Below are 18,012 nucleotides of genomic sequence, written 5' to 3' on the forward strand. Positions count from 1 at the left end.
GGCTAGCTATTGACATTAATCATCAAATAGATCTATCCTCTCCAGATGAGCTTTTCTTGAAATTAATTCTTAATTATAATGACAAAGCAACTAAAATCTGTAGAACTGTTCTTAGCGATCGGTTTAGTGACAACTATGGGTGCAAGCAGTGGGGCAACTGTGTATCACCAAAGTCAAGACCAAGAATCTGTTTCAACCCTGGAAACGATTAAGATGGCAAGCGAACATGGCCATGGACATAGTAAGCAGGGGGGTGAAGCGGGTGAAGGAGGGGGGAGTTCAGGTGATCCAGATGTGGATTATATGACTGCTCTAGCTCTGATGCAAGGCCATCTGATCGTAGCGGAAGAATTGATCGAAGCAGGGGAATACGATCAGGCGGAGCCACATATCGGACATCCAGTAGAAGAACTCTATGGTGATGTAGAGGAACAATTGGCCGATCGCAATGTACCCCAATTTGATACGACCCTAAATGAACTTCATGATTTAGTTAAATTCGATCCTCAGAGTGCCCGACTCAGAACTCGGTTCCAAACCTCTGTAAGGGCCATTGATGGAGCAATGATGGCAGTCCCTAAAGATTTAAGAGAGTCTCCAGAGTTTGTATTGGAAGTCATTGGTAGAGTGCTGGAAACAGCAGCAGCCGAATATGAAGCGGCGATCGCCAATAACCGATTTGTAGAAATTATAGAATATCAAGATTCTAGAGGGTTTGTTATTTATGCCAATGAGCTTTATGCAACCATTGCTGATACGATGAAGCGATCTCGTCCTGATGACCACCAAGTTATTCTAGAGAGCTTACAAGAACTTCAGACCATTTGGCCTTCCGTTAATCCTCCCAATACTCCTTTAGCAGAACCGAGTAAAGTATTCAGCTTAGTTTTTCTCATTGGAGATCATAGTTAATACTTAATTCTTGGTTCGACTAACGACTGTATCTGGCTTTCCGGCCGTTTTCGGCTGTCGCTGACCTGAAACGGCCTTACAATTATGTCTTGTTGTTATTTGAATGACTATACTTGGCCATCTATGATTGTTCGTATTCCTAATGTATTGACAGAGGAAGAACTTCAACATCTGACAACGTACTTCGCTGAAGCCGAATTTGTAGAGGGAAAACTCACTGCTGGATGGCATACTCAGCAAGTCAAGCACAATCAACAATTACCGCATCATCGAAAGACTAAAAATTTATCTTCTCTGATCTCTAAAGCACTAGAAAGAAATCAACTCTTTCAAGTTCTCGCTCGCCCTAAAGTAGTTCATTCCATCTTATTGAGTCGCTATAGGGAAGGAATGTCTTATGGACGACATGTTGATAATGCCTTGATGGGTGGCTCAAACTTTCTGCGTTCGGATCTCTCGTTTACTGTTTTCCTGAGCGATCCCAATAGTTATACTGGGGGTGAATTGGTGATTGAGCAAGCAGATGATGAGAAAGGCTACAAGTTAGAGGCGGGTAGTGCTATTGTCTATCCGTCCACCACGCTGCATCGAGTCGAGTCAGTTCTCACGGGCGAGCGTCTCGTTGCGGTTGGGTGGGTTCAAAGCCTGATTCGCGATCGCGATCAGCGGGAAATTTTGTTTGACTTAGAAACAGTAAAACGCTCGTTATATGCTCGGGAGGGTAAAACGAGCGAATTCGATCTGATTACCAAAAGTGTCGCTAATTTGCTCAGAAAATGGGCAGAGTGAGTCAGTATGACGCTACAGACTGGGTAATAGGTCAACCCTTTTCCCTTAAACATCCCCTTTTTTCTAAAAGAAGTCTCCTCAACTGTCCATTAAAGTGTTATGCTGAATTTAGACCCGGACTTATGCGATTACAACGCTCAAACCTTGTCAGGACCGGAAGGTAGCAGCAATACGAGATGCTTGTAATAGGCGTAAACTCCGGGTCGCCCTGTGTCAGAACGAGGATTCAGAGATGCCAGGTTTAGGAGATTTCGTCAAGAAAGCATTCTATATGGGAGTTGGGGTGGCATCCTATGCAGGGGAAAAGGCTGGAAGTGCGATCGCCGATCTGCGCCCTCAAGCCCAAAAGTTAGCCAATGAAATGGTAGAGCGCGGAGAAATTACGGCTGAAGAAGCCAAGCGCATGGTCGAAGAAATTGTCAATCGCGCTCAACAACAAGTCAATCAGCAGGCAACCGAAACCCATTCAGTAGAAACGCTCAAAGAACCTCGTCGGATCGAAATTGTAGATGATGAGGAGCCGGAACCTTCCACAGATGACGAGCAAGTTAACGAATTGCGCGATCAAGTCAATCAACTCAAAGAAGAACTGAAGCGCCTTCAAAAAGATTAAGTGAAGTTATGGAAGATTGGGAAAAAGAGTGGCAGAACCTCTGTGAGAGCTTTACGACTGGAGTTGAAGAGTTTTTTCGGGAAGTTGAGGAAGAGTTAGGAGAGTGGGTTGGCGAGATGGCGGAAATCACCGTCGAGATTGCTGAAACTCTCGATGAGCTGCTCTTTCGAGATCTAGAAGCTTATTTCAATGAATGGTTAGAACCCAGTGAGGACTCCCCATTAGAGTCTAGGGAAGAGGAGCCATATTACAATCCTTTTGGGGATCTAGAGCAATTTCCTATAAACCCCGAACATCAAGCTTGCGTGGGATGTCGTCATTACCACGGACAAGTTTATGGGGGTAATCTGTTGGTTTGTGGGATGCATCCTTACGGACCAGAAGATACTTCTTGTCGAGACTGGGAAGGAATGGACGGAAGCTGAAGGAGTTACTTGAATGGGATACCAAGTTTCCTCTCCCTATTCCTCCCATACTCTCTACTATCAAGCTTCCTTGTCACCTCATGATATAGCGCTTCGTGCTAGGGAATAGCTTGTATTGCTTAGGGGCTAAGGCTTCAAGCTATAGCAGTGAAAGAGTTGATTAGGACAGTGAGGTTATGGTTTGAGGCAATAGGCACGAATAGCAATAGAAAATGTCCTAACTCTCCCTTTCTCTGCTATATTATTCAGGGTTAACAATTGATCCAAAGAATAAAGGCGTTTGGGTTTCGTGGTCGTAAATAGCGCAGAAAAACGGGCGATCAACAACCATTTCAAATGGATTAGATGGTGGACGAATAGAAGTAGCAACAATACCGACGGAGGTAACCGCAGCCGCTTCTGTTCCCTTTTCGTTCACTTCGACAAAGGTTTTATGTTTGACTTGATCGATTTTGGCAGAAATATCACTGATTTTGGAAAAATTAGCCTGTTGACTGAACGCCAGATCCATGCCTAATGCAGATAACACAGGTTTGAGTTCTACACCATATTCCAGTTGAAATTTAGGTAGGGTAATCGAACCTTCATGATCTTGAAATTGACCGAGCCAAGTTTGCCAGGTGCTACCGTTGAGTTGGGCATAAAATTGGGATAAGTTTTGCTCAGGTTGAGGCAAGAATACATAGAGGCTAAATCGCCCGTCACCATAAGGTAAGCGAATGGCTTGAAATTGCTCATTTTCTAGATAATCATAACTCCCCGTTTGGAACATCATAGGATGTTGTTTTTCTTGTCCGTTGAGGAGATAAAAAGGACGCTCTTGGGTGAGAGTTGGGTTAAATTCATTTTGCCATTGTCCCTTAAAATAGGTGGCATTGATGAGGAATAGGAGATCGTCAGGATTAATCTGATCGACAATTTGGGGGATTTTACCTTTAGTTTGCCGTTTCACCCAATTATTGATGTGCTTAGGAGTAGCAGGATCGGTAAAATCTAGCGATCGCACCTTTGCATCATAATAGGTTGTCGTTTGTTGTAGAAAATCCGACTTAAAGTTCACATCATTTCTACCCCATAGAGAATTAGCTATGCTCAGTTCAATAGACTTATCCGTATTTTCTAGACGCTGCTTGAGCGTTGCATAGGCTTGATTAATGTCACTTAAACTCATTCCTTGTAGCTCTAAGGCATTCGCCATAGCCGTTTGAGTGTCTCCGGATGCCCCATTGTACGTCATGGTAAGGGCGATCGCCACACTCGAAGGCGAAATAAAGAGATTTTGAGTTTCTTCTTGTGCTAATAATTGCTGCCATAGCTTAAAGCTAAAGCGGGTATGAGCATCAGTCAATTGGGGATTCACACCAGCATTGGTTTCAGAGATAATGGGAGATGAGGCGATCGCTCCTGGAGTAGTAGGGCGAAAACATCCCCATAACCCCAAGAGGACTAAACCCGTTGTCATCAGCATACCGAGCTTTTTCAGAGTGAGTACAGTCATGATTAGCGCTCCAGCATAAGGGGTCTATACTTCTCAGCATGTCACAAGGGGTTTCTGATTCCTGAAGTGTTACCCTTTCTGTAACCAATGGAGGTTGAAGCTATCATACAGTGCTTGGCGGCGATCGGAGGATAGGGGATGCAAACAACAGACTTGCCTATGGCCTAATAAAAGTAGAAACTGTTCTCACTCAATTCAACAAAATCTTGTTAATGATACCACTCGTAGAAGTAGCCACTTCAATCTGAATCAGTTCTAGACGACAACCACAAGCTCTAACGGTTGGCATTTCCGGTAAAGTGTCTGGTGTATAGTCTCCTCCTTTAGCATAAATATCAGGTTTTAGTGTTTCAATTAAGGGAATAGCCGTTAAAGAGTCAAAAATGACCACCCCATCAACCGGTTTGAAGCCCATCACCAGTTCTGCTCGTTGAGATTCAGGTACAATGGGGCGATTAGGCTTGAGGTTGCCCACAGAGCGATCGCTATTAATGCCGACGATGAGCGATCGCCCAAACGACTTTGCCTGTTGTAAATACCGTAAATGACCAATATGAAGCAAGTCAAAGCAGCCATTGGTTAGAACCAAGGGCCGCCAATTTTGTGGAGAGGCTGTAATTTGGGTTTCTAATTGCTCAAGGGTAAATATCATAAGACCCATCATCAAAGATTAACACTGAGCTTTATCGCCGAAAACCGTACTCAAGGGTAAAAAACTGAGGATTTAAATCAGCTAAAGCAGGTCTAAGTTTTGCCAATTCTTCTTCTGGAGCATGAACTTCTAAACGAGTCAGATCGGCGAGTGTTAAGGCTTCTTTAAGTAACGCATCTACATTACCTAAATGGGCAATTACTCCTTCTGCATCCACATATCCTTCACGACAATGGCTTTGATCTCCGTCAAAGGTAAATCCATAGTAGAGGCACTTAGATTCCTGGGCCGTTTTTTCTACAAATCGTTCACAGAGTTCCTTAAACTGATCGAGTTTCCCACTATGAACTTTGAAATAGGGCACAAGTGTGCAGCATGTGTCTTGAGTTGCCATACGTCCCTCTCAATTTATCGTCTCAACCACCAGTGTAAACCCCAGCCGATCGCAAAGCCTAATCCCCCAAACCGCACCGCTTGCCAAAAGGGTTCTTTGACTGTTAACCAGGACAGGAGGCGACTTTCTAGCTCTACTTCTAAGGTTGCCAGTTGTTCTTTAATGTGTTTAAGTTCCGTTTGCAGTTGGCCTAACCGGTGCTGAAGATCCTGTTTTTGCTGCTGTCCTTCTTTAACTTGGGTATACCGTTGTTTGAGACTTGATAGGCTCTCTTCTAAGTCCATCAAGCTCTGTTCCCAGTCAGGTTGGGGATCGGTTTCAGAGGGAGGGGAGCGATCGTCGGACATGGGAGAATACTTTCAGAGGAAGACAGGGGGACACGGAGAATGGGATGATTTTTGGAATTTAGGACTATTCCGTTACAATCAAGAACAACGGTATTCTATCAAGGTTATCTGCTCCAATGTCTAATTTTTCCAGTACACAGACCCCGATCGCCGATCGCCTCTCAGATCTGACGACTCTAGAGATTGCACAAGTATTAGCTCAACGGTTGGCCATTTCCTCGGCAGATTGGCATAAGCTCAAATCTAATCGTACCGCGAGGGCCCAGGAACAGGCGATCGCTGCTCTAATTTTCCTGTTAAAAAACCAAAAAGAAGAAGCACTGCCCCGACTACAACAAGCTACCGGTTGGCTCGATCGCTCGATTAGCGCTCCTCCTTGTCCCGATCATCGCTAAAGCTTGGACTATCTCCAACTTTTGCACAGTCGCAGTTCTCGATCTTCCGGAGACCAATGGACTTGATCGAAAATTTGGTGCAGAATAAACAAACCGCGCCCACATTCGGACTCATGCTCAGGAAGCCCAGCCGAGTCAATGGGAATACAGGAACAGTTCTCCCTGCTTTGGCTATCCGTGCTTTGGCATCCTTGATCTGAAATCACCCACCAGTGATGGCCTTCGGATACCGAAAACCTCACAGAAACTTGCTTACCCGGATCGAGATTATTACCATGTTTAGCCGCATTTACCAGGGCTTCTTGTAGTCCGAGTCTAACCTGTTCTTGCCAGTCGAGAGGCACATGGGAAGGGATGTGAGTGAGGAGTAGATCGAGTACAGGACACAGGTACAACGTAGACGCGAAACTAATGGTATTCCATTGCCGGCGCACGGGACGAGGTGAAATAGCAATCACAACTTCAAATCCTTAATCATTACAAAGGGACAGTATCTGAGCGGAGCAAATAGCATGGTTTTGAAAGTCAGATGACCTGAGTGTAAATGGCGATCGCGTTAACCTAATTTTGATGATTCATAAGAAATTAAAAGCTTTTCCTCGATGAAAATAATGGGTTGACGGTTCAATTGGTGAGGCTTTGATTCATATTTTAGTTCTCCATTCGCATCACCTAGATTGGGAGGGATTGGGGGTTAGCAATTGCTCCAGAAAGGATAAATTAAAGCTCTTCTATTGTTTAATTATATCAAAACCGCTTCAAAAAGACATCCGTGTAGCAGATATATCCAATGCGATCAAAGAATCTATAACCGAATTTCATGACCCGTTATACTATAATTAAAGATCTTTTCCTTGCTTCATTTTGGCAACACAAGTGGTTATTCAGGACAAGAAAGTTCTCAATATTACTTTGAATCCTACATTTTATCGGGCCAGCAAACCTCATGATTTCATCCACCCTTCTTCCTCCTTCCGTCAATCTTGAGTCAGTTAGATTAGAAATTCGAGCCTTACAGCCTGAACTGGTCCAATGGCGAAGGCAAATTCATCAATGTCCTGAGCTGGGTTTTGAGGAATATTTGACCTCAGCTTTTGTGTCCAAACTGCTGACCCGATGGGGGATTGAGCATCAAACTGGGATTGCCGGAACTGGTATTGTCGCCACCCTTACCGGCCAAACCCCTGGCCCTGTTTTAGCGATTCGTGCTGATATGGATGCTTTACCGATTAACGAACTCAATCGAGTCCCGTATCGATCGCAGCATGAGGGTAAAATGCACGCCTGCGGCCATGACGGTCATACGGCGATCGCCCTGGGAACTGCCCACTATTTAGCCAAACACCGGCAAAACTTTTCCGGAACCATAAAAATCATTTTCCAGCCCGCAGAGGAAGGACCAGGGGGTGCTAAACCGATGATTGAAGCCGGGGTGCTAAAAAAACCTGATGTCGATGCCCTCATCGGTCTGCACCTGTGGAATGTCCTACCCATGGGTAAAGTTGCCTTTCGCAGCGGCCCATTTATGGCAGCCGTAGAATCGTTTAAACTCTTGATTATGGGCAAAGGCGGCCATGGAGCCATGCCCCATCAAACCATAGATTCAGTCATGGTCAGTGCTCAAATTGTCAATACGCTCCAGACGATTGTCTCCCGCAACGTCAACCCCTTGCAATCGGCTGTCGTTACTATTGGAGAACTCCATGCAGGAACTCGCCATAACGTCATTGCAGATACGGCTAAACTGAGCGGAACGGTTCGCTATTTTGATCCCCAATTCCAAGGTTATCTACAAGAGCGGATTGAACAAACAATAGCTGGAATCTGCCAGATCCATGGTGCAACCTACGATCTCAACTACTGGCAGCAATATCCAGCCGTCATTAATGATCGCCGCATGTCCGATTTTGTCTATTCTGTGGCCCAAGAAGTCGTAGAAACCTCCAATGAACTCCTGCCCGACTATCAAACCTTAGCGGCTGAAGATGTCTCTTTCTTCCTGCAACAAGTTCCTGGATGCTACTTCTTCCTGGGATCGGCCAACCCAGAGCGAGATCTTGCCTATCCCCATCACCATCCTCGGTTTGACTTTGACGAGATTGTATTACAGATGGGCGTAGAACTCTTTGTACGCTGTGCCGAAGAGTTTGGTAAGTGTTTTCCGCTCTAGGAGAAGATAGGGAGATAGAGACAACCTCCTAATTCCCTGTTCCCCGATCAACAAGATAGACCCGCAGAAGAACACTGATAGGCTTCGGAAATCCCCTGTAGAGCAGCAATAGCTAAGGGACCTTTCACCCAAAACTCGACTTGTCTTTGGTTACCCTGATAGCTCAGATCCAAAATCAACACCTCTGGCGGAGAATAGGGCAACTTCTCCGCCCACTCAATGGCGACAATACCCAGAGGGACTTCTACACCTTCCCAATATAACTCTGGATTCAGGCTAGGCACTTGGGCGGGACTGAGGCGATAGAGATCGAAATGGTAGAGGGGTACTCTGCCATCAAGATATTCATTAATTAAGGTAAACGTGGGACTGTCAATGAGATCCTCAATACCCAGTCCCTTACCGAGTCCCTGAATTAACGTAGTTTTCCCCGTACCCAAATCCCCATTGAGAAGGACGACACTTCCGGGGGCTAAAATTTGACCGAGTTTGATCCCCAATTCTTCGGTGGCTTGAGCATCAGGCAGGTCAAGAGAAAGATGCATAGTTGAACGTTAATCTCCGCTAGGCAATAGGTAATAGGCACGAATGGCAATAGGGGAAACCCAGTTGCTATATTTAACGACGACGCTGTTGCAGTTGTCGATAAACTTCCTTCAAAGGGACACCATGATAGGCAAGGGCGACCAAGGTGTGATAAAACAAATCGGCTACTTCTGAGGCAATGGACTCTGGATTATCATCCTTACAGGCCATCACCACTTCTGCTGTTTCCTCACCCACTTTCTTGAGGATTTTATTGTCTCCATCGGCCAATAATTTACAAGTATAGGATTCTGGGGTAGGACGATCGCGGCGATCGCAAATGACCTCATACACTTGAGAGAGCATATCCGCAGGGGGAGCAGTAATAGTTCCTTCCACCTGATGAAAACAACTGCGCTCTCCAGTATGGCAAGCAATATCACCAATTTGCTCAACTCCAATTAACAAAGCATCGCTATCACAATCATAACGAAGCGATCGCACCTTCTGGAGATGACCCGATGTTTCCCCCTTATGCCACAACTGGGAACGGGAACGACTCCAAAACCAAGTTTCTCCAGTCTCCAAGGTTTTGTGTAGCGATTCCTGATTCATCCAAGCCATCATCAGCACCGTACCATCAAGATCGTCTTGAACAATGGCAGGAACCAAACCTTGATCATTATATTTAATGCGATCAATCGGGATCGCCTGGGAAGGAAAAGACTCAACAGACATAAAACTTAATCAATTACCCCAACAAACAACAGATCGCTTGCAGTAGCTCTAAAACCCTTGTAAGCAGCCTTACCCAATCTTACCCCTTCTCTAATGGAGGAAGTGATGAAGGTGCTAAGTTTTAGTGTAATCTAGCCCTTATTGCTAAAAAACACTTGAGCATTTAGCCCAAAATTATCTGTATTTTTGCGCCTGGAGATTACCTTGACTGCAACCACACTAAACACTACCAAATCCAAAGAAATCTTTACCGCTGCCCAAAGCCTGATGCCTGGGGGGGTTAGCTCTCCCGTGCGGGCGTTCAAATCTGTGGGCGGCCAACCTATTGTTTTTGACCGTGTAAAAGGAGCCTATATCTGGGATGTCGATGGTAACCAATACACTGATTATGTCGGCACTTGGGGCCCAGCCATTTGCGGTCATGCCCATCCAGATGTGATTAAAGCACTCCATGAATCCCTAGACAAAGGAACCAGCTTTGGCGCTCCCTGTGCCCAAGAAAATATCCTCGCGGACATGGTGATTAACGCCGTTCCCAGCATTGAAATGGTCAGGTTTGTCAACTCTGGAACCGAAGCCTGTATGTCTGTCCTGCGACTGATGCGAGCCTTCACCGGACGGGAAAAAATTATCAAATTTGAAGGCTGCTACCATGGCCACGCCGATATGTTCCTGGTTAAAGCCGGTTCTGGGGTAGCAACCCTAGGCTTACCGGACTCTCCAGGAGTTCCTAAATCCACCACCACCAATACCCTCACCGCCCCCTACAATGACCTAGAAGCAGTGAAAAAACTGTTTAATGACAATCCTGATGAAATTGCTGGAGTCATCCTAGAACCCGTCGTAGGCAACTCTGGCTTTATTCCCCCAGATGCCGGATTTTTAGAAGGATTGCGCCTGCTCACTCAAGACCATGGTGCTTTATTGGTTTTTGATGAAGTGATGACCGGATTTCGGATTTCCTATGGTGGAGCGCAAGCCAAATTTGGCGTAACGCCTGATTTAACAACCTTGGGTAAGGTCATTGGTGGCGGATTACCGGTTGGAGCCTATGGCGGTCGTAAGGAGATTATGTCCTTGGTCGCTCCGGCTGGCCCCATGTATCAAGCGGGAACTCTATCGGGTAATCCTCTGGCAATGACGGCTGGGATTAAAACCTTAGACATCTTGAATAAGGAGGGCCAGTATGATGTTTTGGAGAAGATTACTAAAAAACTGATTGATGGCTTGCTCGCTATTGCCAAAGAAACTGGCCATGAGGCTTGCGGTGGTTCTATTAGTGCCATGTTTGGCTTCTTCTTTACAGCCGGCCCTGTCCACAATTTTAGTGATGCGAAACAGTCGGATACTGCTAAGTTTGGCCGCTTCCATCGGGGAATGTTAGAAAGGGGAATTTATTTAGCGCCTTCTCAGTTTGAGGCTGGGTTTACGTCTTTGGCTCATACCGAGGAAGATATTGATCGGACTCTAGAAGCAGCTCGAGAAGTAATGGTTTCTCTTTAGGTTTTGCCATTGATCCTCTTTTGTCAGTCCACTACCCATGGACTGTATCAGCTAAAATAGTGCATTAGAAAACTTGGTTCGCTGTTGCGTTTTAACGCTAGAATGTTCAAAGCGCTAAAGCGCAACAACATCCCTCCTTTAGCCAGTGTCCTTACGCTTTTTTTCTGTCCTCAGCAATACGCCTCGACTGTTGCGCTTAGTGTGGTCTGCGAGTCCCCGGTGGCTACTCTTGTCTTTGCTGACCACCCTGAGCGCTTCAGTATTACCTGCGATCCAGCTTTATATTGGTAAGCTGATTATCGATCGCATCCTCAATACCATTGGACTACCGAGTTCTGAGTGGTCTCCCATCTTTATCTTGGTGTTTACGGTCTTTTTGCTTCATCTGTTGAGTGATAGCCTCAAGTCATTATCGACTTATACCGCTCAAATTTTAGGCGATCGTTTTAATCTCTACGCCAGTCAACTGCTGCTTAAACAAGCAGTTTACTTGGATTTAGCCCATTACGAACTGCCCGAATTTTACGATTTGTTAAGCCGTGCCCAACAAAGCGGTAGCACTTATCCCGTTCGTGCCCTAACCTACTTCACCACCTTTGTCGGCCAAGGCCTGAAATTATTTGCCCTATTGGGCCTGATTATTAGCTTTAGTCCCCTGGCAACGGTTATATTGCTACTCAGTGCCCTACCTGCATTTATGATTAGTGTCCAATTTTCAGGTCGGCGCTTTAGAGTCCTCCGCAAACAAACTCAGAGTGGTCGATTTGCCGATTATTTACAGCAAGTTTTAACCCATCAAGATTTTGTCAAAGAAATTCGTCTGTTTAATTTGAGCGATCACCTATTAAAGAAATGGCGAGAAATTCGCTGGAAATTCAATGCAGAAATAGAAGAAATGTCTCGCCAGCAAGTTGTTGCCTTGCTCAGTTCAACTCTGATCTCTAAACTGGGATTTTATTTGACCTATTTTTGGATTGTTGCGGCAACCCTGAGTGGTGAAATTACGATTGGTTCTTTGACGATGTATTCGGGGGCATTTCGTCAATCTCAAACGGCGATCCAAGGACTGCTTGAAGAAATTGCGAAATTATATGAAGTGAATCTGCATGTCAGTCAGTTTTTTGATTTTTTAGCTCTTCAACCTTATGTAATTAATCCCCCAAATGCCCAATCTTTTCCTTCTCCTTTGCACCAAGGATTAACGTTCAAAAATGTCAGCTTCACCTACTCAGGAGCGAGCAAGCCCACCTTAAAAAATATTAATTTATCCATTGCACCACAGGAAAGTATTGCTTTAGTCGGTATGAATGGAGCAGGGAAAACGACTTTACTCAAGCTGTTGACCCGGTTTTATGATGTCACGTCTGGAGAGATTACGATTGATAATATTCCCATCACTCAATTAAATTTGAAGGAATTACGGCAGAATATTGGAGTGATTTTCCAAGACTTCGCTCGTTATCATTTGAGTGTCAGTGATAACATTGGGTTTGGTAATATTGACGAATATGATAATCGCGATCGCATTCGCAAAGCCGGGATTGATTCTGGGGCGGATAACGTGATTCAAGGATTAGACCATGGGTATGACACTTTGTTAGGAAAAATCTTTCCAGGAGGAAGTGAATTATCGGGGGGACAATGGCAAAAAGTGGGGTTGGCACGGGCGTTTATGACTCCCGCACAAATCCTGATTTTAGATGAACCGACGGCTGCTTTAGATGCAATATCTGAATATGACCTCTTTCAGCGTTTCCGAAAATTGGCATCGGGTAAAATGACATTCTTGGTTAGTCATCGATTTTCTACTGTACGCATGGCCGATCGCATCATTGTCCTTGAGCAGGGGTCAATTCGAGAAATGGGTAGCCATGAGGAACTGATGGATTTGAATGGCATGTATGCCCAGATGTTTCGACTACAATCGTCTACCTATGAAATTTAGACGTGAGTGCAATCAAATTTTTAGCCTTGGAGGGTCAATCAGGTCTAACAATTTTGAGCCGCGTTCTCTCTGAATGTTCTGCGAACTCAGGTTAAGATAGACAGAGCAAATTGAAGGCAACTATGAAAGGTAAAGGTTAACCTGATGAGGAAATCCCTATTTCAGGGGTCAGGAAGTTGGTTGTTTTTCCTCACCCTGATTGCTGTATTAATGGCCTGGAACTGGCGACTGGTATTGGCAACCGGTTTAGGGATGACGATGATGGTGGTTCTCTATCGGATGCAATCCTGGAACTGGGAATGGCGATGGACCCAAATGCGACGCTGGGTAACTGGGCCGAATCGTCAGTTGGCATTCGCGGTTACGGGTGGTGGTGGGGTCACTTTAGTCACTTATATGGCGATCGCGGTCTGGATAGAGGCGGAAAATGGTTGGATAGCAGCCAGCCAAATTCTGGAAGGATTGGGCATCTTAGCCATTTTAGGACTGCTGGTGGGGCGATCTCTACTTTCCCAGTATAAGCAGCAAGAACTGGAGCTGGATCGGGTCTTGATGGATTTGACTCACCCCGAACCTCTACTACGGTTGTTAGCAGTGCGTCGGGTGAATCGGTTGCTCTATACCCGCTCTGGACAAAAAGAGTCGGAGATGATTTTTAATGCTCTGCGATTGATGCTCAGTCGCGAACAAGAACCGGTGGTGCGCGAGTCCCTTTTGCAGAGTCTGAAGGGAATGCAATCGCCTTTATCTATGGATCCGTCTGCTCGTCGCCCCCTGTCTATTCCCTTAAATCTAGAGTCTAAATCTTCACCGACCACACCCCCGTTAAAATATCCCCAGTCTCCTGAAATCCGTCGTCGCCAGTCTTTTTGACAGACGCTTCAACTGTTGTGGTCGAATCAAAAACCTATTCTAGGGATAGAAAACAAATGCGAATGGTAGCCGAATCGGACACAGAATGGCTAGACTGAAATGATCCATTGGCCTAGGTTGCTCGGTACAATGAACAACGACTTCATCGTTGATAAACACTCCATGCGATCGCAGTATTCTCCCCGTCGAACCAAGATTGTTGCTACCATTGGCCCAGCTACCAGCAGTGCAGACGTGCTTCGCCAGTTGATTTTAGCGGGAGCAACGACCCTCAGACTGAACTTTTCCCACGGAACCCACGAGGATCATCAGCGCAATATCCGTCTGATCCGCCAAGTCTCGTTTGAGCTGAATCGACCAGTGGGCATTTTACAAGATTTACAGGGCCCCAAAATCCGCTTGGGTAAATTCGAGCAAGGATCGGTGGTGCTGAAAAAAGGCGATCGCTTTACCTTAACGAGCGATCGCATCCTGGGCAAGCAAGATATTAGTTTTGTCAGCTATGATCGCCTTGCTGAAGAAGTACCTGTTGGCTCAACCATTCTCCTCGACGATGGTCGAGTAGAAATGAAAGTGGAAGAGATCGATCAAAAAACTGAACAACTCCACTGTCGCGTCACAGTTCCCGGAATTCTCTCTAATAACAAAGGGGTAAACTTTCCAGGCGTTTATCTCTCCGTAAAAGCCTTAACTGACAAAGATCGGGTTGATTTAGCCTTTGGCTTAGATCAAGGGGTAGACTGGGTGGCTCTCTCCTTTGTCCGTAACCCCCAAGATGTTCTAGAAATTAAAGAAATTATCTCCAATGCGGGTAAACAGGTCCCCGTGATCGTCAAAATCGAAAAGCATGAGGCGATCGAGCAAATGGACGCAATTCTGAGCCTATCCGATGGTGTGATGGTCGCTCGTGGGGATCTGGGAGTAGAAGTGCCTGCCGAAGATGTGCCCATGTTACAAAAACGCCTGATCGCTACGGCGAACCGTCTTGGTATTCCCGTCATTACCGCCACCCAAATGCTCGATAGCATGGTTAACTCTCCCCGCGCCACCCGTGCAGAAATTTCCGATGTTGCCAACGCCATCTTAGATGGAACTGATGCGGTGATGCTCTCGAATGAAACTGCGGTGGGTAAATTTCCGGTGGAAGCTGTGGCTACGATGGCGCGCATTGCCCAACGGATCGAAAAAGAACCCCATACCCGCAACGCAGAGACCCAAGGTCGTCAGTCCATTCCCAGTGCCATTTCCAAAGGGGTGAGTCGGATTGCGGAACAGCTTAATGCAGCCGCCATTATGACTTTGACTAAAACTGGAGCAACAGCCCGTAATGTATCTAAATTCCGTCCTGGACCTCCCATTTTAGCGATTACTCCGCAAGTTTCTGTGGCGCGGCGATTGCAGTTGGTTTGGGGCGTGGACACCCTCTTGGTGCTAGATTTACCGTCGATGAATCAGACCTTTCAAGCCGCCATTAATGCAGCCCAAGAGCAACATTTACTCCAGGAAGGGGATTTAGTTGTGATGACGGCGGGAACGTTAACTGGCGTTTCGGGTTCAACGGATTTGATTAAAGTCCAAATCGTTACGGCTGTCCTAGGTAAAGGAACGGGTATTGGTCAAGGATTAGTCAGCGGTCGAGCTAGAATTGCCCAAAATGGGTTAGAGGCTACCCATTTTCATCCCGGTGATATCTTAGTTGCCCCAGAAACCGGAGCCGATTTTATTGAAGCGATTCGTAAAGCTGGGGGAATTATTGTGGAAATGGATAGTACCACTTGCCATGCTGCGATTATTGGTTTGCGCTTAGGCATTCCGGTTATTGTGGGTGTTGAGCGAGCCACACAGGTCATCCGAGATGGAGAATTTGTAACCTTGGATATGGCACGGGGTTTGGTCTATTCTGGGTCATCGAGAATGTAATATCATTTCCCTATGAATATGCAGACTCATAAGGGGCTTGTAGCCCCTTGTCTATCTAGGAGAGATTGTCTCCCTCTTCTGTCATTCTTGGAAATTCTGACGTTTTATGTTTGCGATCGCTTGGATATCCGCGAAGTATAAACGAAGGAATAAGGGTTTCACCGTACTTTAGAAACAATGCTAGCACCCACCGGTTCAGATTTATCTCAACAAACAGAAGATTATCTCCAAATAGCCCCTAATCCGGAAGCTATGGAAGAAAAAACAGAAATCTTGCGAGAAGGATTAGCGGGTTTAGGGGCGCGATCGCTACTTGCTCTTAATGTTCCTCCACCCTGGAGTGAAACACCAGTGAGTCCATTAGATTATTTTAGAGTGTTGGAAAGACTAGCTCGATATTCCGGTACGCTCAATTTTACCCAAACTCAACATCAAAGTGCAGGATCGTTTATTGCCAACGGAGATAATGAAGAGCTGAAAAGTCATTATCTCCCAAAAATGAGATCGGGTAAGATTTTAGTCGGTGTATCCTATGCCCATTTGCGTCGTGAAAAACCGACCTTAAAAGCAACGAAAGTTCAAGGCGGTTATCTATTATCTGGATATCTGCCCTGGATAACCGGTTGGAATTTGTTTCAAGAAGCGGTTGTTGCTGCGACATTGGAAGATGAGAGGATTATTTTTGCCCTGATTCCGTTTGTCACCTCTGCCAAAGGAGAGTTGCGATTTTCAGCTCCCATGTCTTTAGCGGCCATGTCATCCACCAATACGGTGAGTGCCGAATGCGATCGCTATTTTGTTCCTGACGAAATGGTAATTAGCCTTCAATCCAAAGACTGGGTCGAGGAAAAAACCCGACAGAATGTTTTAAATCCGACGTTCTCTTTGCTGGGATTGGCGCGATCGGGTTTAGATATTGTCGAAAATGCCAGCAAAGCTCAAGCCTCGATCTCCCCTCAATTTTTAGTATTATCCGAGCAACTGGAGTATTTGCGTGCCAAGATTTACACAGAAAAAGAGGAACAGCGGTTGTCCCTAGAGCAACAGTTGCAACTACGCGCTCAGGCGATCGCCTTGACTCATCAGTGTAGTTTAGCTATGATCATGGTCTCCAGAGGCAGCGCCAACCAAAACCATCACCCTGCACAACGTATTTATCGAGAAGCCTTAGTTTTATCGGTTATGGGACACACGAATAAGGTAATGGAAGCTACTTTAGAGCAAGTTGTTAATCAAGGCAATATTTAAATAGATTGTTAATAGATTGTTACGGAATTGACAAGACTAAGACAAAAATTTATATACTAGAATCCAAACTATCTATGAAGCAAAATGGTGAATCTGATGATCAATCAATCGATTTTGGCGATCGCCGTTATGATTTCTCTTCTACTGAGTCTTGACGGTATCGCATTATCAGGACTTTCCTCTGCTCAGGAAGAGCCTCTTCAAGAGTTAGAAACTTCTATGACCGATCCATCCTATCAAGCTAAAGAGCATAGGAGAGATAATAATGACAACCATCACAAGCACAGCCACGAAAACCACCATCATAACCATTAATAGTCTCTCCAATCTAATCACACCGTGGTAGACTCTCTCTGCTAATTGAGTGGTTTAGATTTTGCGGAGTGAGAGGATCTTGCTCACCAGAGATCAAAAGCGAACAAGCTCCTCACACTACTCTGTTTCCCTAGAACAACGTATAAATAAATGGTGCAATCACAGATGCTTGACTGAGGATAATTAAAGCACCCACCATTACCAAACTAATAATTAACGGTAACAGCCAATACTTTTTACGCTCTCCTAAAAAAGCCCAAAGATCTTCAAAAAATTCCATATATGACACTCCAATGCCTTTAAATTAACAATTGACTAAAATGGATATTCTAAACTCTTCGCTGTTCTGGGATGGGAAGGAATTCGATACGTCTCCACCGGTTTACGCCATTCTCGACGCATGGGGTCGCCTCCAAACCGTTTTCTCAGAAATCCCATCGGCATGATCATCCCATAAAAAATGATCCCTAAAATCAAGCGAGTATTAATCCAACCCATCACCAAACCAAAGCGGGCAAAACCTTGATAAAACGGGTCGAGAGTTTTCGGCGCAACTAACGCCCAAGCCCAGAAGATTCCTAGCACAATCCAGGGCCAAGTTCCACTACTATGACCGAGGATCAATGGCCAGATAATCCCAAAAACTAAACCCACCATTACCCCAAACAGGAGACCAAATTGGCGGAGTTCTTTTGTATTGAGTTTTTTGATTGGGTGCATAATGATTAATCGTGATTTGTAGTTTCTTTT

21 protein-coding genes and 1 other RNA gene are annotated in these 18,012 nt (G+C 45.4%); 13 read left to right on the plus strand and 9 right to left on the minus strand.

Annotated elements, in window-relative coordinates; translation table 11 throughout:
- Nucleotides 1–78 precede the first annotated feature (78 nt).
- The 5 genes from J7529_RS08420 (at nucleotide 79) to J7529_RS08440 (ending at nucleotide 2,739) form a co-directional block, all read left to right on the plus strand.
- Nucleotides 79–912: a hypothetical protein gene (locus J7529_RS08420; RefSeq protein ID WP_318728617.1), complete on the plus strand. Its 834-nt coding sequence runs from the start codon at nucleotides 79–81 to the stop codon at nucleotides 910–912.
- Between the two features lie 123 nt (nucleotides 913–1,035).
- Nucleotides 1,036–1,701 carry a Fe2+-dependent dioxygenase gene (locus J7529_RS08425; protein ID WP_413038847.1) on the plus strand — a complete coding sequence of 222 codons (666 nt, stop codon included), beginning with the start codon at nucleotides 1,036–1,038 and terminating at the stop codon, nucleotides 1,699–1,701.
- A 111-nt stretch (nucleotides 1,702–1,812) separates the two neighbouring features.
- Nucleotides 1,813–1,909, plus strand: an RNA gene (ffs, locus tag J7529_RS08430) — signal recognition particle sRNA small type.
- A gap of 24 nt (nucleotides 1,910–1,933) precedes the next feature.
- The gene (locus tag J7529_RS08435; protein ID WP_271942291.1) at nucleotides 1,934–2,314 is read left to right on the plus strand and encodes a phasin family protein; all 381 of its coding nucleotides are present in this window, start codon (nucleotides 1,934–1,936) and stop codon (nucleotides 2,312–2,314) included.
- A gap of 8 nt (nucleotides 2,315–2,322) precedes the next feature.
- Entirely contained in the window at nucleotides 2,323–2,739 is a 417-nt protein-coding gene (locus J7529_RS08440) for a hypothetical protein (protein ID WP_271942294.1), read from the plus strand.
- A 241-nt stretch (nucleotides 2,740–2,980) separates the two neighbouring features.
- On the opposite strand, the gene J7529_RS08445 is transcribed toward J7529_RS08440, so the two are convergent.
- From J7529_RS08445 to J7529_RS08460, 4 genes are all read right to left on the minus strand, one after another.
- Nucleotides 2,981–4,237, minus strand: a complete 1,257-nt coding sequence (locus J7529_RS08445) for a serpin family protein (protein ID WP_318728619.1) — start codon at nucleotides 4,235–4,237, stop codon at nucleotides 2,981–2,983.
- 190 nt (nucleotides 4,238–4,427) lie between these two features.
- Nucleotides 4,428–4,898, minus strand: a complete 471-nt coding sequence (locus tag J7529_RS08450) for an adenylyltransferase/cytidyltransferase family protein (protein ID WP_413038848.1) — start codon at nucleotides 4,896–4,898, stop codon at nucleotides 4,428–4,430.
- A 22-nt stretch (nucleotides 4,899–4,920) separates the two neighbouring features.
- Nucleotides 4,921–5,283, minus strand: a complete 363-nt coding sequence (locus J7529_RS08455; protein ID WP_318728621.1) for a hypothetical protein — start codon at nucleotides 5,281–5,283, stop codon at nucleotides 4,921–4,923.
- Between the two features lie 14 nt (nucleotides 5,284–5,297).
- On the minus strand, nucleotides 5,298–5,630 hold the full coding sequence (locus tag J7529_RS08460) for a hypothetical protein (RefSeq protein WP_318728622.1): 333 nt from the start codon (nucleotides 5,628–5,630) through the stop codon (nucleotides 5,298–5,300).
- A 116-nt stretch (nucleotides 5,631–5,746) separates the two neighbouring features.
- Here J7529_RS08460 and J7529_RS08465 point away from each other — a divergent pair, with 116 nt between their 5' ends.
- Entirely contained in the window at nucleotides 5,747–6,025 is a 279-nt protein-coding gene (locus tag J7529_RS08465) for a DUF6439 family protein (protein WP_271942304.1), read from the plus strand.
- Between the two features lie 8 nt (nucleotides 6,026–6,033).
- Here J7529_RS08465 and J7529_RS08470 read toward each other — a convergent pair whose 3' ends face one another.
- Nucleotides 6,034–6,483: an ATP-binding protein gene (locus J7529_RS08470; protein WP_271942306.1), complete on the minus strand. Its 450-nt coding sequence runs from the start codon at nucleotides 6,481–6,483 to the stop codon at nucleotides 6,034–6,036.
- Between the two features lie 488 nt (nucleotides 6,484–6,971).
- Here J7529_RS08470 and J7529_RS08475 point away from each other — a divergent pair, with 488 nt between their 5' ends.
- The gene (locus J7529_RS08475) at nucleotides 6,972–8,195 is read left to right on the plus strand and encodes a M20 family metallopeptidase (protein WP_318728623.1); all 1,224 of its coding nucleotides are present in this window, start codon (nucleotides 6,972–6,974) and stop codon (nucleotides 8,193–8,195) included.
- 47 nt (nucleotides 8,196–8,242) lie between these two features.
- Here J7529_RS08475 and tsaE read toward each other — a convergent pair whose 3' ends face one another.
- Together tsaE and hisIE are read right to left on the minus strand one after the other, a co-directional pair.
- Nucleotides 8,243–8,740, minus strand: a complete 498-nt coding sequence (gene tsaE / locus J7529_RS08480) for a tRNA (adenosine(37)-N6)-threonylcarbamoyltransferase complex ATPase subunit type 1 TsaE (protein ID WP_318728624.1) — start codon at nucleotides 8,738–8,740, stop codon at nucleotides 8,243–8,245.
- Nucleotides 8,741–8,813: 73 nt separating this feature from the next.
- Nucleotides 8,814–9,458 carry a bifunctional phosphoribosyl-AMP cyclohydrolase/phosphoribosyl-ATP diphosphatase HisIE gene (gene hisIE, locus J7529_RS08485; RefSeq protein ID WP_271942321.1) on the minus strand — a complete coding sequence of 215 codons (645 nt, stop codon included), beginning with the start codon at nucleotides 9,456–9,458 and terminating at the stop codon, nucleotides 8,814–8,816.
- 204 nt (nucleotides 9,459–9,662) lie between these two features.
- On the opposite strand from hisIE, the gene hemL reads away from it, so the two are divergent.
- From hemL to J7529_RS08515, 6 genes are all read left to right on the plus strand, one after another.
- Nucleotides 9,663–10,961 (plus strand): glutamate-1-semialdehyde 2,1-aminomutase, encoded by a 1,299-nt coding sequence (hemL, locus tag J7529_RS08490; RefSeq protein ID WP_318728625.1) that lies wholly within the window; start codon nucleotides 9,663–9,665, stop codon nucleotides 10,959–10,961.
- A 145-nt stretch (nucleotides 10,962–11,106) separates the two neighbouring features.
- On the plus strand, nucleotides 11,107–12,906 hold the full coding sequence (locus J7529_RS08495; protein WP_318728626.1) for an ABC transporter ATP-binding protein: 1,800 nt from the start codon (nucleotides 11,107–11,109) through the stop codon (nucleotides 12,904–12,906).
- Nucleotides 12,907–13,050: 144 nt separating this feature from the next.
- Entirely contained in the window at nucleotides 13,051–13,779 is a 729-nt protein-coding gene (locus tag J7529_RS08500; RefSeq protein ID WP_318728627.1) for a hypothetical protein, read from the plus strand.
- A gap of 162 nt (nucleotides 13,780–13,941) precedes the next feature.
- Nucleotides 13,942–15,699 carry a pyruvate kinase gene (pyk, locus tag J7529_RS08505; protein WP_413038849.1) on the plus strand — a complete coding sequence of 586 codons (1,758 nt, stop codon included), beginning with the start codon at nucleotides 13,942–13,944 and terminating at the stop codon, nucleotides 15,697–15,699.
- Nucleotides 15,700–15,876: 177 nt separating this feature from the next.
- The gene (locus J7529_RS08510) at nucleotides 15,877–16,947 is read left to right on the plus strand and encodes an acyl-CoA dehydrogenase family protein (RefSeq protein WP_318728629.1); all 1,071 of its coding nucleotides are present in this window, start codon (nucleotides 15,877–15,879) and stop codon (nucleotides 16,945–16,947) included.
- Between the two features lie 84 nt (nucleotides 16,948–17,031).
- Nucleotides 17,032–17,262 (plus strand): hypothetical protein, encoded by a 231-nt coding sequence (locus J7529_RS08515; RefSeq protein WP_318728630.1) that lies wholly within the window; start codon nucleotides 17,032–17,034, stop codon nucleotides 17,260–17,262.
- Between the two features lie 130 nt (nucleotides 17,263–17,392).
- Here the strand turns inward: J7529_RS08515 and J7529_RS08520 are convergent, their stop codons facing one another.
- The gene (locus J7529_RS08520; protein ID WP_271942356.1) at nucleotides 17,393–17,542 is read right to left on the minus strand and encodes a DUF5989 family protein; all 150 of its coding nucleotides are present in this window, start codon (nucleotides 17,540–17,542) and stop codon (nucleotides 17,393–17,395) included.
- A gap of 35 nt (nucleotides 17,543–17,577) precedes the next feature.
- Complete coding sequence (locus tag J7529_RS08525) at nucleotides 17,578–17,982, minus strand: SxtJ family membrane protein (protein WP_318728631.1); 405 nt, start codon at nucleotides 17,980–17,982, stop codon at nucleotides 17,578–17,580.
- Nucleotides 17,983–18,012 lie beyond the last annotated feature (30 nt).

The sequence above is a fragment of the Roseofilum sp. Guam genome, assembly GCF_017746735.1.
GTDB classification, from domain to species: Bacteria; Cyanobacteriota; Cyanobacteriia; order Cyanobacteriales; family Desertifilaceae; genus Roseofilum; species Roseofilum reptotaenium.